The organism is Polaromonas sp. P4_H1 (assembly GCF_056400945.1).
Map to the genome: position 1 here is coordinate 116,224 of NZ_JBFUKG010000017.1, position 12,141 is coordinate 128,364.

Here is a 12,141-nt window from a genome sequence, read left to right on the forward strand (position 1 = left end):
GCGCCCCCTCGGGGGGGAGGCGGCCAGAGGGCGCTTCAGGGGGGTTAATCAAACTTGACACGCGGGTCTACCCAGACATAACAGAGATCACTGATCAGCTTGGTCACCAGCCCAATCAGCGTGAAGAGGTAGAGCGTGCCCAAGACCACGGGGTAGTCCCGCCGGATCACGCTCTCATAGCTGAGCAGCCCCAGGCCGTCCAGCGAAAACAGGGTCTCAATCAGCAGCGAACCGGTGAAGAAGGCTCCAATAAACGCAGCTGGAAACCCGGTGATGATGGGGATCAGCGCATTGCGAAACACATGCTTCCAGAGCACCTGCCGTTCGCTGAGTCCCTTGGCCCGGGCTGTCAGGACGTACTGCTTGCGAATTTCTTCCAGGAAGGAGTTCTTGGTCAGCACCGCCGTCACGGCAAAACTGCCCAGCACCATCGCGATGATGGGCAGGGTGATGTGCCAGAGGTAGTCGGTGATCCGCGCGCCCCACCCCAGGGATTCCCAGTTGGGCGAGGTCAGCCCGCGCAACGGAAACCATTGCAATTGCCCGCCGAATACCACCAGCAGCGCCACGCCAAGCACAAAGCCCGGTATGGCGTAGCCGACCAGCACGATGAGCGTGGTGACAAAGTCAAAGCGCGAACCCGCCCGCACGGCCTTGGCCACGCCCAGCGGCACGGCAATCAGGTAACTGATGAAAAAAGTCCACAAGCCCAGGCTGACGGAGACCGGCAGCTTTTCCTTGACCAGTTGCCAGACATCCTTGTGCTGGTAAAAGCTGTTGCCCAGGTCAAAGCGCGCAAAACGCCCCAGCATCTGGAAAAAGCGCTCATGCACCGGTTTGTCAAATCCGTACAGTGCCTTGATTTCTTCAATGCGCTGCGCATCGACGCCCTGCCGCCCGCGGTAGCCGGCGCCCGATGTGGCAGCGCGCTCGCCACCTGAGTCACGGCCCTGCAACTGCGCCACCATTTGCTCCACCGGCCCACCGGGCACGAACTGCACCATGACGAAGGTCAAAAGCAGCACGCCCAACAGGGTGGGAATCATCAGCAGCAGGCGCTTGAGAATGTAGCTGGCCATCGGTATGTCTGCCTGTTCTTCGGTTCTTATTTGCTGGAGGATAAATTGGCCGGCGAGGCCCACCAGGTGCTCATGGCCCAGGTGTCCGCCTGGTAATACGGCGGAATTGTCTGCGGCAGAACAAAGCGGCCCGGGCGGTAGCCGATCAGGAACGCATCGCCGTAGTACTGCGGCACCGAGTAGTAGCCATGGGTCAGCACGCGGTCCAGCGCGCGCATCGCGGAGCCGAGTTCAGGCCGGGTCTTGGCCGTCACGACTTTTTGCAGCAGGGCGTCGACCGCCGGATCGGCAATCCCCCAAACGTTCGAGGAACCCGGCGTTTGCGCGGCCCGGGAGCCGAACAGCTCCAGCAACTCACCGCCCGGTGCGGTACTGCCGGGCAGACGCAGCGTGGTGACTTCGAAGTCAAAAGCATCCATCTTCTGTTTGGACAACGAAAAGTCCACGACCCGATAAGTCATGGTGATGCCCAGCTTTTCCAGTGCCTTCTGGAAAGGCCCGACGATACGAATCAATGAGGGCTGGTCATTCAAAAATTCCATCGTGAAAGCCTCGTCCCTGGCGTTGCGCAGCGCACCATCCCGGTAAGTCCAGCCGGCCTCGCGCAGCAGCGCCTGGGCCTGGCGCAGGTTCTCGCGCAGGCTGCCGGGCGGCGTGGTGCTGGGCGACACGGGCACCGCGCCGAACACCTCTGGCTTGAACTGGGCGCGCAAAGGCTCCAGCAAGGCCAGTTCATCGGGTTTGGGCAGGCCTTCCGCATGAAACTCGCTGTTGGGAAAGTAGCCGTTCACGCGTTTATAAATGCCGTAAAACAGCTGGCGGTTCATCCACTCGAAATCCAGGGCCAGGCCGATTGCCTTGCGCACCCGGGCATCCTGGAACTTCGGGTTACGGATATTGAGTACATAGCCCTGGAAGTCGCCGGGGTTGCGGTTTGGAAAGGCGCGCTTGACCAGTTCACCCGAGGTGAACTGCTTGCCGGTGTACTGGCGCGCCCAGTTGCGCGAGATGAACTCGCGCAGGAAATCGAATTCACCGGCCTTCAGGCCCTCGAAGCGGGAGGTTTCATCCAGATAAATCTTGAAGCTGATGCGGTCAAAGTTGAACTGCCCCTTGCGTGTCGGCAAATCCGCACCCCAATAGGCCGGATCCCGCACATAGGTGATGTCACGGCCCATGGCCGGGTTGGCGATTTTGTAGGGCCCGGAGCCTATGGGTATTTCCGAAACGATCTGGTCGAAAGGCTTGCTGGCCCCGTTGACCTTGCCTCCTTCCCGGCCCCAGCCCCGGCTGAACACCGGCATTCCACCGACAACCAGCGGCAGTTCGGGATTTGGCGTCAGGAACTCAAAGCGCACGACGCGCTCCGAAACCACAGTCACCCCCTTGACTTCAGCGTAAATCGTGCGGTACTGGGGCGCGGCAAGTTTGCTGATGAGCTGGGTGTACGAATGCAGCACATCGGCTGCCAGCACGGGCGTGCCATCGTGAAAACGCGCCTTGATGTTGATGCGAAAGGTCGCCGACAGTTTGTCGGCGGCAACCTCCACGTCGTCGGCCAGCAAGCCGTAGGCCGTGGTGGGCTCTTCGGAGTTGCCTGTCAGCAGGCTTTCAATCAGCAGGCTTCCCAGGCCATAAGGTGCGGTGCCGCGCAGCGTGAAGGGGTTGAACTTGTCAAAGTTCGTGGGCCGGGTGGGCGGCACCATGCGAATCTCACCGCCCTTGGGCGCGACCGGATTTACATAATCAAAATGGGTGAAACCGGGCGGGTATTTGATGTCGCCAAACTGGGCGTATGCGTGTGCAGCCCAGGCGGGCGGTGCAAAAAAAGAAAGAATGGCCAGCAGGGTCGTCATCAAAGCAATCACCCGCACCCGCAAAAAAGACAAATCCCGCATGCGACAATTCTGCACTACTTCACGTCGGCAACGGTTGGCGGCCAGCGGGTACACCACCTGCTTCGTTCAACGCCACCAACCGCCATCAGCCGATTTATTCGTACACACTGGAGCACAAGCATGGGTTTTCTTACCGGCAAAAAACTGTTGATCACGGGCGTGTTGTCCAACCGGTCCATCGCCTACGGCATAGCCAAGGCCTGCCACGCACAAGGCGCCGAACTGGCTTTCAGCTATGTCGGTGAGCGCTTCAAGGACCGCATCACGGAATTCGCTGCTGATTTTGGCTCCAAACTCATCTTCGACTGTGACGTCGGCGATGACGCCCAGATCGAAAAGCTGTTTGCCGACCTGTCCAAAACCTGGCCGACGTTTGACGGCTTTGTGCACAGCATTGGCTACGCACCACGCGAGGCCATTGCTGGCGATTTCCTCGACGGCCTCTCGCGCGAGGGCTTCAAGATTGCCCACGACATCAGCGCCTACAGCTTTCCGGCCATGGCCAAGGCGGCGCTGCCCTACCTCAACAACAAGTCGGCGTTGCTGACCCTGACCTACCTGGGCGCGGTACGCACCGTGCCCAACTACAACACCATGGGACTGGCCAAGGCCAGCCTGGAGGCCTCGGTGCGCTACCTGGCCGAATCGCTGGGCCCCAAGGGCATGCGCGTCAACGGCATCAGCGCCGGCCCGATCAAGACCCTGGCCGCCAGCGGCATCAAGGGCTTCGGCAAGATTTTGAGCGTGGTCGCTGAGGCCTCGCCCATTCGCCGCAATGTAACGATTGAGGACGTCGGCAACGTGGCGGCCTTTTTGCTGAGCGACCTGGCAGCAGGGGTCAGCGCTGAAATCACCTACGTGGATGGCGGTTTCAGCCACGTGGTGGGCGGCATTGCCGAGCCAGCCGAAGCCGGCTGAGGCGGCGTCAGGTCAAGCGTGCGGGCCGCACGCTCTGCGCGGGCCGAAAACTCAGTGACAAATCCACCGCCAGTCCTTTATCGGCGGGCGCAGGCAGCTATCAAACAGGCGCTTCGACAGCTTCTACCCGCTCATGGCCGCCGCCAGGGGTCCTCTGGGCACGTCGGCGAAGACCGGCCTCAGAACAGGAAAATTGCCGATTGCCAAACCTGCCCATGATGGGATACTGGTTTCGAAAGCCTGAATTTCCTGTTTTTATCCTTGCTTTGACCATGTACTGCGCCCCCTGATACGGCGCCGTCGTTGCCTGCATCGCCTTTCTCACCAGCCAAGGACAGACGCATGAGAACTGCAGCCGCCCACCGCCGCGCCACACACTTCGCCGTTGTCCTTGCGGTGGTCTGCACGGCCGCAGGCAGGGCTTTCGCCCAGGAGCAGCCCGCCGAACCCGCCGCTGCCAAAAGCGCAGCGCCAGCTGTCGCCGCTGAATCCGCCGCGCAGCCCAGAAACTATGCGCTGCCGGCACTGGAAATCATTGGCTTCGACTTTCTGCTGAACCGCGTCAACCGGTATTACGGCAGCAGCCGCGACGATTACGACGTCAGCCTGGGGTCGATCCGGCGCAACCTGCGAAGCGGCTGGGGCGTGGACGACGACCCGTTCAAGACCAACCAGTTGGGCCATCCCTACCAAGGCTCGATGTACCACGGCTTCGCCCGCTCCGCCGGTTTCAACTACTGGGAGTCGCTGGGCTACACTTTCGCCGGCAGCGCTGCGTGGGAGGTCGCCGGCGAGAAAACACGACCCTCGCGCAACGACCAGATATCCTCGGGCATAGGTGGCACTTTTTTGGGCGAGGCCTTGTTCCGCATGGCCAACCTGGTGCTGGAAAAAGGCGATGGCGTTCCGCGCTTCTGGCGCGAAGCCGGCGCCGCGATGATCTCACCGTCCACCGGCTTCAACCGGCTGGTCCAGGGCCGCCGCCTGGACACGATCTTCGCCAGCAACAATCCGGCCTACTACAGCCGCGTGCAGTTCGGACTGATGGGCACGGTGCAAAACGTTCCGGGCACCTCGACCCAGGTCAAACGCAACGAGGCGCAGGTCGACTTCTCGCTGGACTACGGCCTGCCGGGAAAGGACGGCTATCAGTACCGCCGCCCCTTCGACTACTTTTCGTTCCAGGCCACGGCCTCCAGCGCCAATATGTTCGAGAACGTCATGACGCGGGGGCTGCTGCTGGGCAATGACTACGAGGTCGGCAAGAACTACCGCGGCCTGTGGGGCCTGTACGGTAGCTACGACTACATCTCGCCGCAGGCGTTCCGCATCTCGAGCACGGCGCTGTCGCTGGGCACCACCGGCCAGTGGCGGGCCAACGATTCGGTCGTGGTGCAGGGCACCGCCCTGGCCGGTGCGGGCTACGCGGCCGTGAGCACCATCAACGGCGCCTCCGACCGCGATTACCACTACGGCATGGCGCCACAGGCGCTGCTGGCCCTGCGAGTCATCTTCGGCGACCGCTCTTCGCTGGACCTGACCGGGCGCGAATACTTCGTGAGCGGCGTCGCCAGCGGCGGCCGCGGCGGGCACGACAACATCGTGCGCCTTGACCTGGCCTACACCTGGCGCATCCACAAGCAGCACGCCATCACCGTGAAGTACCTGTTGAACCGCCGCGACGCGACCTACCCCGATCTGGGCAACCGCACGCAATCCCGCGGCACGTTCGGCGTCTTCTACACGCTGCTAGGCCACGACCATTTCGGCGCCGTCGACTGGCGCTGAGGGCGCAGAGGTGCGCAAGAATCTCGAACTGGCTTGGGCTTCGGTGCTATCAAGCCCGTCGCCAATACTCATAACACCAGGCAGTTTCAAACCCGGCCCGCTGATAGAGTGCCCGGGCCGGCGCGTTGCCGGCCTCTACCTGCAAAAAAGTGCGCTCAAACCCTCTGTGCATCGCGGCGTCGGCCAGCCCGGCCAGCACACGCCCGGCCAGGCCCCGGCCTCTGAGGGCCTGATCGGTGCGCATGCCGTGCACGCTGGACCAGCCATGGCCGAAGGCAGCGGCACCAGCGGCCACGGTTTTCCCGTTCTCACGGACACTCGCATAGAGCGAATTACGTGCCCGGCTCAGCGTGTTGACGCGGCTGGCGCCATCGACGGGGTCAAAGCCCTCGCCCAAAAACAGGGCAGCCCACGCCTCATCAGGTGAATTGGCGGTTTCGGCGGGAATTTGAGTAGATACCTCGCGCATGGCTTTGGCCGTGCTCACCTGAACCAGCACCGGGCGCTCCGTCTTGTAGCCACACCGTTTCAGCTCTCGCCGCAAAAGTTCGAAGCAAGGTTCAGTCGCGACACGAAAGACCGCCGACATGCCGCGTGCCTCGTAACGCGCTTCAATCCTGCCCACCACGGCTTCATCGGTCGCTATGTGCCGAAGCGGGACCGCACTTTTGGCCCGGCTAACGGTTCCCCTGTCGAAAGGCAGGAGCCAGCCGTCCAGTTCCTCAAGGGCTTCGGGGGATACGGCCGCAATAGTGGCCCGCTCTATCGCTTCAATGTCGCTGGAGGTCATGGTTTGCATGTGAAAGGCCTTGGCGCCGGGACTGGTGGATGGAATATGCCGGCGACAGTCGCGCACATTTTCATGCACCTTTGAGCTTGGGCTTCAGGCCGCTTGAAGGGCATGGCGCTTGCGCCGCCGCATTTTGAAATATAAACTGTACATTTGTACAGTTAAAAGAAAATCCATGGCAATTCAAACCCTGACGCACACCCCGGCCCGCATGGCACTTTTTCGGTTGAAGACGCTGCACCTGCTGATGATTTTCGCGGGCCTGCTGGCGCCGGCTCCGCCCCTGTTGGCAGCGCCCGATGCTCCGCCGCTGATGCTGGCCAAGGTGTACCACGCCGGTGTTTCACTTCCGGACTACTGGGCCAGCGAAAAATATGACGGTGTGCGTGGCTACTGGGATGGCGAAAAGCTGCTGACCCGTGGCGGCGAGCGCGTTGCTGCGCCGGCATGGTTCACGGCGGGCTGGCCAAAAGTACCCATGGATGGTGAGCTCTGGGCTGGCCGCGGGCAGTTTGCCAAAGCGCTTTCGACGGTGCGACAGAAAACCCCGGACGATGCAGCGTGGCGCACGATGCATTTCATGGTGTTCGATTTACCCGCGCAAGGTGGCCCCTTTAACGAACGAATTCCGGCACTCAACGGCCTCGTGAGCCAGATTGACCAGCGCTGGGTACAAGGGGTGACACAGGTCAAGCTGGCAAACCAGCAGGCTTTGCAAAGCCTGCTGGTTAAAACCGTCAAACTTGGTGGCGAGGGCCTGATGCTGCATCGCGGCGCGTCACTTTACAAAGGCCAGCGCACCGACGACCTGCTCAAGGTGAAAACGCATGAAGACACGGAGGCCCGCGTGATTGCGCACATCCCGGGTCAGGGGAAATATGCGGGTGCGCTGGGAGCACTGCTGGTGGAACTGCCGGAAGCAGATGGCAAACCGGGCCAGCGTTTCAAGCTCGGTAGCGGTTTCAGCGATGCACAACGCCAGAACCCACCAGCGCCGGGCAGCATCGTCACTTTTCGCTATCGCGGCCTGAACGACAGCGGAATTCCCCGCTTTGCCAGCTTCATGCGGGTACACGAAGACATGCCAAAACATGCCGTAGCTAATCAATAAGCAAGATCAACCAGCAGGATAAAAGATAAGCAGCAGGGGGAAGCAACAGGGCTGGCAGCGGGTGCCCGCCACCGGGACGGAACACCCCACCAGGAGGGAACGCCCTATTTCTGATCTTTCTTCACGCAATCGGCGTAGTACCGCATTTTGCCTTTGGCATCAACCTGCTCCACGAGGCCGTGAATGTCGGTTTCGAAACCCGGGCATTGCGCATTGAACTCGCGGGCAAACTTGAGGTAATCAACGATTTTCTTGTTGAACACCTCGCCGGGAATCAGCAGCGGAATACCCGGCGGATAAGGCGTCACCAGTCCGACCGTGATGCGGCCTTCCAGCTGATCGATCTCGACTCGCTCTGTCGTGCGGTGGGCAATGTGGGCATAGGCGTCGCTGGGCTTCATGGCCGGCGCCAGGTCACTCAAATAGACCTCGGTCGTCAACCGTGCAATGTCGTATTTGGCGTAGAGGGCATGAATGTGCTGGCACAGGTCGGCCAGACCCATGCGCTCGTATTTCGGAAACTTCTGGCAGAACTCGGGCAGGATGCGCCACATCGGCTGGTTCTTGGCGTAGTCGTCCTTGAACTGCTGAAGCGCCGTCAGCAGGGTGTTCCAGCGGCCTTTGGTGATGCCGATGGTGAACATGATGAAGAAGCTGTAAAGCCCGGTTTTCTCCACGATCACGCCGTGCTCGGCCAAAAACTTGGTCACGATGCTGGCAGGAATACCGGTTTTGGCGAATTTGCCATTCAGATCCAGGCCTGGCGTGACGATGGTCGACTTGATCGGGTCCAGCATGTTGAAGCCCGTCGCCATCTGGCCAAAGCCATGCCAGTTATTGGCACCGTTCCTGGCTGTCTTGGCACTGCGCGACTCGCCCTTGATGATCCAGTCCTCGGCCAAGCCAATGCCTTCCTCCACAAGCTTGTCCGGCCCCCAGACCTTGAACCACCAGTCACTGCCGTATTCATCGTCGATCTTGCGCATGGCCCGGCGGAAGTCCAGCGCCTCGGCAATGCTCTCCTCGACCAGCGCGGTGCCGCCGGGCGGCTCCATCATGGCGGCGGCCACATCGCAACTGGCGATGATGCTGTACTGAGGCGACGTCGAGGTGTGCATCAGGTAGGCCTCATTGAAGAGGTGCCTGTCGAGTTTGGTGTTTTGCGAGTCCTGCACCAGCACATGGCTGGCCTGGCTGATGCCGGCGAGCAGCTTGTGAATCGACTGGGTTGCATACACCACGGCATTTTTCGGCCGGATGCGGTTTTTGCCCATGGCGTGGTAGCTGCCATAAAACGGGTGGAAGGCCGCATGAGGCAGCCAGGCTTCATCAAAATGCAGGTTGTCCACATAGCCATCGAGCATGCCCTTGATGGTTTCGGTGTTGTAAAGCACGCCGTCATAGGTCGATTGCGTGAGCGTCAGCACGCGTGGCTTGACGGTGTCCGCATCAACACCCTTGAGCAGCGGGTTGGCCCTGATCTTGGCCTTGATGGCCTCGGGCTCGAATTCGCTTTGCGGGATCGGGCCAATGATGCCGAAATGGTTTCGCGTGGGCTTCAAGAACACCGGAATTGCACCGGTCATGATGATGGCGTGCAGGATGGACTTGTGGCAGTTACGGTCCACCACCACCACATCGCCCGGCGCCACCGTGTGGTGCCACACCATCTTGTTGCTGGTGGAGGTGCCGTTGGTCACGAAGAAACAGTGGTCCGCGTTGAAGATACGCGCCGCATTGCGTTCGCTGGCGCCGATGGCGCCGTCGTGGTCAAGCAGCTGGCCCAACTCCTCGACCGCGTTGCACACGTCGGCACGCAGCATGTTTTCGCCGAAGAACTGGTGAAACATCTGCCCAACCGGGCTTTTCAGAAAGGCCACGCCACCCGAATGGCCGGGGCAGTGCCAGGAGTATGAACCGTCCTCGGCGTAGTCCAGCAGCGCCTTGAAGAAAGGCGGCTGCACACCTTCGAGGTAGCTCTTGGCCTCGCGCAGGATGTGGCGCGCCACAAACTCGGGTGTGTCCTCGAACATGTGAATGAAGCCGTGCAGCTCGCGCAGGATGTCGTTGGGAATATGGCGCGAGGTCTTGGTTTCACCGTAAACGTAAATCGGCACATCAAGATTTTTACGGCGCACCTCTTCAATGAAGTTGCGCAGGTTCAGCACGGCAGGATCCAGATCCGGGCCGGGCGTGAATTCCTCGTCGTCAATCGACAGGATAAAAGCGCTGGCACGGCTTTGCTGCTGGGCGAATTGCGACAGGTCGCCATAGCTGGTGACACCCAGCACCTCAAAGCCTTCGCTTTCAATGGCCTGGGCCAGCGCGCGAATACCCAGCCCCGAGGTGTTCTCGGAGCGGAAGTCTTCGTCAATGATCACAATCGGAAAGCGGAATTTCATGGGAATGGCTGCAGTTCATGGGCGCCCTGAACCTGTCGGAGGGCATGAGGGGAAACGCTCAAATGGGCATAGACAGGTTGAGCCCGAACGGTTTGGCTGGCGACTGCGAAGTGTAAGGAAATATTGTTGCTGTACGCTTGCGCAGCGGTCTATTTGCCCCAAAATGTAGCGCATCACCGACAAAAGGAAGAAACATGAGCGAATCGACCATCTGGTGGCTGCTGGCAGGTAGCGCGGTCGCGGTTGAACTGGTCACCGGAACTTTTTACCTGCTGATGCTGGCTGTGGGATTCGTCGCAGGCGCCATCGCCGCTCATTGGGGTTTTGCCATTATCGGCCAAATGGTGATCTCTGCTGCTGTAGGGGGTGGCGCAGTGGCCGCCTGGCACTGGTACCGCGGCAAAACCCCGGCCCCCCTGCCTGCAAATGCAAATCGGGATGTCAACCTGGATATTGGTGAGCCGGTACAGGTCGCGCAGTGGAATGCCGACGGAACCACTACCGTGAAATTTCGTGGCGCCCTCTGGACAGCCGTACCTGCCGACCTGGCCGAACCGGCCACCACTGGAAACTTTCGCATCAAGGAAATGCAGGGCAATCGCCTGGTGCTCGAAAAGCTGTAAAGCATCCCCGGCTATCCAGGATCTCGGGCTTTTCATTCCCTGCTGCCGATTCGCCAGCCTGGCAGGCCTTGCAAGCCTTGCAGGCACTCAACTCGCTAATTTGAACTAATCAACAATCAACGGAGGAACCATGGAAATAGCACTCGTCATCCTGATCGTGGCTGGCATCTTTATCGTACGCAGCATCAAGGTGGTGCCGCAACAAAATGCCTGGGTGATCGAGCGCTTGGGCAAATACCACGGCAGCCTGACGCCAGGCCTGAATTTCCTGGTGCCTTTTGTCGATCGGGTGGCCTATAAGCACAGCCTGAAAGAGATCCCGCTGGACGTGCCCAGCCAGGTGTGCATTACCCGAGACAACACACAGCTGCAGGTTGACGGCATTTTGTACTTTCAGGTCACCGACCCCATGCGTGCCAGCTACGGCTCATCCAACTACATCGTGGCCGTGACGCAGCTGGCCCAAACCTCGCTGCGCTCCGTGATCGGCAAGCTTGAGCTCGACAAGACCTTTGAAGAGCGCGACATCATCAACGCGCAAGTCGTGGCCGCCATTGACGAGGCCGCGCTCAACTGGGGCGTGAAGGTTTTGCGCTACGAGATCAAGGACCTGACGCCGCCCAAGGAAATTCTCCATGCCATGCAGTCGCAAATCACCGCCGAACGCGAAAAACGCGCGCTGATTGCCGCATCCGAGGGTCGCAAGCAGGAACAGATCAACATTGCCACCGGTGAACGCGAGGCCTTCATCGCCCGCTCGGAAGGTGAAAAACAGGCGGCCATCAACAATGCGCAGGGCGAGGCTTCAGCCATCATGGCCGTGGCAGAAGCCAATGCCAGAGCCATCGAGGTGGTTGCTGCGGCGATCCGCCAGCCCGGCGGTGAACAAGCCGTACAGTTGAAGGTCGCCGAAAAAGCCGTTGAGGCCTATTCCAGCGTAGCGGGCGACGCCACCACTACCCTGATCGTGCCAAGCAACATGACCGAGGTGTCGGCACTGATCGCGTCGGCCATGAAGATGGTGCAGTCCAGCAGGGCATGATCAATATCGCTTTATAGGTACAGCCATGAGTGCAAAAAATGTTCTGGGCGGCGAGCTGCTTCCGTGCTCTTACGACCCGCTCACGGGTTACTTCCGGGACGGCTGCTGCAACACCGATGCGTCCGATCTCGGCTCCCATCTGGTCTGCGTGCGGGTCACCCCGGAATTTCTCGCCTTCTCCAGCGCGCGCGGAAATGACCTCGTCACGCCGCAACCGCAACACCGGTTTGCCGGGCTCAAACTAGTGGACTGTAACGTTTAAAACGGAAGTATCATTGTGGCCATGGAGGTTGCGATGAAACTGACCAAAAGCGAACGCATGGAACTTCAACAGCAAGCTGCAGCGAGGAACGCCCGAGCCGATTCGGCGCGCCACGCCCGATTGATCCTGCTGCTGGCCGATGGGCTCACTTGGGCGGAGATTCGCACCAAGCTGGATTGCAGCGACAGCTACATCGATCGCTGGAGCAAGCGCTTTGAAAGTGATCGC

The 12,141-nt window shown here is 60.4% G+C and carries 10 protein-coding genes and 1 pseudogene; 7 read left to right on the forward strand and 4 right to left on the reverse strand.

What is annotated here, in order from left to right; translation table 11 throughout:
• Positions 1-44: 44 nt before the first annotated feature.
• Together AC1DS5_RS20205 and AC1DS5_RS20210 are read right to left on the reverse strand one after the other, a co-directional pair.
• On the reverse strand, positions 45-1,079 hold the full coding sequence (locus AC1DS5_RS20205; protein ID WP_477720043.1) for a microcin C ABC transporter permease YejB: 1,035 nt from the start codon (positions 1,077-1,079) through the stop codon (positions 45-47).
• Positions 1,080-1,105: 26 nt separating this feature from the next.
• A complete protein-coding gene (locus AC1DS5_RS20210; RefSeq protein WP_477720055.1) occupies positions 1,106-2,935 on the reverse strand; it encodes an extracellular solute-binding protein in 1,830 nt (609 codons plus the stop codon).
• A 162-nt stretch (positions 2,936-3,097) separates the two neighbouring features.
• On the opposite strand from AC1DS5_RS20210, the gene fabI reads away from it, so the two are divergent.
• The gene (gene fabI, locus AC1DS5_RS20215) at positions 3,098-3,895 is read left to right on the forward strand and encodes an enoyl-ACP reductase FabI (protein WP_477720044.1); all 798 of its coding nucleotides are present in this window, start codon (positions 3,098-3,100) and stop codon (positions 3,893-3,895) included.
• A 342-nt stretch (positions 3,896-4,237) separates the two neighbouring features.
• Positions 4,238-5,683 (forward strand): DUF3943 domain-containing protein, encoded by a 1,446-nt coding sequence (locus AC1DS5_RS20220; protein ID WP_477720045.1) that lies wholly within the window; start codon positions 4,238-4,240, stop codon positions 5,681-5,683.
• Between the two features lie 49 nt (positions 5,684-5,732).
• Here AC1DS5_RS20220 and AC1DS5_RS20225 read toward each other — a convergent pair whose 3' ends face one another.
• Positions 5,733-6,482 (reverse strand): GNAT family N-acetyltransferase, encoded by a 750-nt coding sequence (locus AC1DS5_RS20225; protein ID WP_477720046.1) that lies wholly within the window; start codon positions 6,480-6,482, stop codon positions 5,733-5,735.
• A 238-nt stretch (positions 6,483-6,720) separates the two neighbouring features.
• On the opposite strand from AC1DS5_RS20225, the gene AC1DS5_RS20230 reads away from it, so the two are divergent.
• Positions 6,721-7,584, forward strand: coding sequence for a DNA ligase (locus AC1DS5_RS20230; RefSeq protein ID WP_477720056.1), 864 nt, complete (start codon positions 6,721-6,723; stop codon positions 7,582-7,584).
• Positions 7,585-7,688: 104 nt separating this feature from the next.
• Here the strand turns inward: AC1DS5_RS20230 and AC1DS5_RS20235 are convergent, their stop codons facing one another.
• Positions 7,689-9,986, reverse strand: coding sequence for an Orn/Lys/Arg family decarboxylase (locus AC1DS5_RS20235; protein WP_477720047.1), 2,298 nt, complete (start codon positions 9,984-9,986; stop codon positions 7,689-7,691).
• A gap of 194 nt (positions 9,987-10,180) precedes the next feature.
• On the opposite strand from AC1DS5_RS20235, the gene AC1DS5_RS20240 reads away from it, so the two are divergent.
• The 4 genes and pseudogenes from AC1DS5_RS20240 to AC1DS5_RS20255 all read left to right on the forward strand — a co-directional run.
• Positions 10,181-10,609, forward strand: coding sequence for an NfeD family protein (locus AC1DS5_RS20240; RefSeq protein WP_477720048.1), 429 nt, complete (start codon positions 10,181-10,183; stop codon positions 10,607-10,609).
• A gap of 130 nt (positions 10,610-10,739) precedes the next feature.
• Positions 10,740-11,651 (forward strand): SPFH domain-containing protein, encoded by a 912-nt coding sequence (locus tag AC1DS5_RS20245; protein ID WP_477720049.1) that lies wholly within the window; start codon positions 10,740-10,742, stop codon positions 11,649-11,651.
• Positions 11,652-11,676: 25 nt separating this feature from the next.
• Positions 11,677-11,892 (forward strand): annotated as a pseudogene (locus AC1DS5_RS20250) (DUF2237 family protein); the annotation flags it as partial.
• A 54-nt stretch (positions 11,893-11,946) separates the two neighbouring features.
• Positions 11,947-12,141, forward strand: a 195-nt coding sequence (locus AC1DS5_RS20255) for a helix-turn-helix domain-containing protein (protein ID WP_477720050.1), incomplete at its 3' end; no start/stop codon positions are given.